Below are 1,388 nucleotides of genomic sequence, written 5' to 3'. Positions count from 1 at the left end.
CGACTTCGGGTTCGCCAGCGCGCCGGTCGATGTCCAGCGGTACGTCGACGGAAGAGTGCACGTGCCGGTCGGTGTGGGGGTGGGGGGGGGGGTGGGGGTGGGGGTGGGGGTGGGGGTCGGTGTGGGGGTGGGCGTGGGGGTGCCGGGGTTGCCGCAGGTCACGCCGTTCAGGGCGAACGACGTGGGCACCGGGTTGCTGCCGGTCCACGAGCCGTTGAACCCGAAGTTGGCGCTGCCGCCGGAGGGGATGGAGGCGTTGTAGGAGACGTTGGTGGCGGTCACCGACGAGCCGGACTGGGTCTGGGTGGCGTTCCAGATCTGGGTGATCTGCTGGCCGGCGCCGAAGGACCAGGTCAGCCGCCAGCCGTTGACCGCGTCACCGAGGTTGTTGATGGTGACACTGGCGTTGAAGCCCCCTGGCCAGCTCGAACTGATGGCGTAGTCGACCCGGCAGGCGACGGCGGCCTGGGCGGGCTGCACGGTCAGCAGGCCCGCTCCGGCGAGCAGGACTGCGACGGCGCCGATCACGAGGCCGCGGTGAGAGGCCCGCCGGGGCGGCGCCGCGGTCGTGACGGCGGAGGGGCGCGGTGACCGCGCTCGCCAGGGCAGTCGCATCTGTATTCTCCTCATCATGTCCGGCCGCCGTCAGGGGCTGGTGCAGGTGGCGGTCGGGGTGGCCGCGGTGCCGTTCGCGGTGAACCCGAAGGTCGTGGAGCCGCCGGCGGCGATGGAGCCGTTGTAGGGGGCGTTGCGTACGGTGACGCTGGAGCCGGACACGCTCTGCTGGCCGTTCCACAGGCTGCTGATGCTCTGCCCGCCGGGCCAGGTCCACTGCACGGTCCATCCGCTGATCGCCGCGTTGCCCGCCTGGACGGTCACCGTCGACTGGAAGCCACCCGACCAGCTGTTGGTCGTCGTGATGGTCGCCGCGCACGCGCCAGGGACCGGTGTCGGAGTCGGGGTGGGTGTCGGGGTCGGGGTCGGGGTGGGTGTGGGGGTGGGGCCGCCCGGCGAGGCGGCGTTGAGGGCGTTGAGGACGGCGTCGTAGGCGGGCTTCTTGTTGCCGCCGCTGAACAGCAGCGGGGTGTCGCCCGAGCGCCAGGAGTCCTGGTCGCGCACTCCCCACACGGTGATGCCGGCGCAGCGGGCCACTGCCAGGCAGTCGTTGGTCACGGCGGCGTAGGTCTGCGCGGAGGCGCCCTGGATGTCCAGTTCGGTGATCTGCACGTCCACCCCGAGGGCGGCGAAGCTGGAGATGGTGGTGCGGTAGTTGCTGTTGTACGGGCTGCCGCTGTTGAAGTGCGACTGCAGGCCGACGCAGTCGATCGGCACGCCGCGCTGCTTGAAGTCGCGGACCATGTTGTAGACGCCCTGGGTCTTGGCCCAGG

2 protein-coding genes are annotated in these 1,388 nt (G+C 71.3%); both read right to left on the bottom strand.

Annotation, left to right across the window (positions count from 1 at the left end; all coding sequences use genetic code 11):
• Window positions 1–615: cellulose binding domain-containing protein (locus ACWEPL_RS65245; RefSeq protein ID WP_452443097.1), on the bottom strand; the 615-nt coding region annotated here is incomplete at its 3' end.
• 30 nt (window positions 616–645) lie between these two features.
• Window positions 646–1,388 (bottom strand): endo-1,4-beta-xylanase (locus ACWEPL_RS65240; RefSeq protein WP_452443096.1); only part of this gene is annotated, 743 nt, incomplete at its 5' end.

Source organism: Nonomuraea sp. NPDC004186, assembly GCF_053603495.1.
This window is presented reverse-complemented; position numbering and strand designations above follow the sequence as displayed.